Origin of the sequence: Photorhabdus noenieputensis, from assembly GCF_018448935.1 — a bacterium.
Classification (GTDB): Bacteria; Pseudomonadota; Gammaproteobacteria; order Enterobacterales; family Enterobacteriaceae; genus Photorhabdus; species Photorhabdus noenieputensis.
Map to the genome: position 1 here is coordinate 1 of NZ_RCWC01000194.1, position 391 is coordinate 391.

General features: G+C 51.9%; 1 rRNA gene. It reads right to left on the reverse strand.

Annotated elements, in window-relative coordinates:
* Positions 1-269: 269 nt before the first annotated feature.
* Positions 270-385 (reverse strand): 5S ribosomal RNA (gene rrf, locus EAE91_RS23830).
* Between the last annotated feature and the right edge of the window lie 6 nt (positions 386-391).

Here is a 391-nt window from a genome sequence, read left to right on the forward strand (position 1 = left end):
ACGGGGCTCGAACCCGCGACCCCCGGCGTGACAGGCCGGTATTCTAACCAACTGAACTACCGCACCACCGAATTCTTTTTGATTTATATCGCTGTTACGACATAAAACTTAAATATCAATCTGGGCTGTTTACGAATGGCTATTTTACCATTCGCTCTTTGGGCCATCGCTACCCGCGACGTTCAAATCCATTTCCCACGGATTCACCCGACTCACTGCTATTTGTGCCTTATGCTGCCTTGCTATCGCAACACAACACTAAAATTAAAGCCTGGCAGTTCCCTACTCTCACATGGGGAGACCCCACACTACCATCGGCGCTACGGCGTTTCACTGCTGAGTTCGGCATGGGGTCAGGTGGGACCACCGCGCTATCGCCGCCAGGCATATT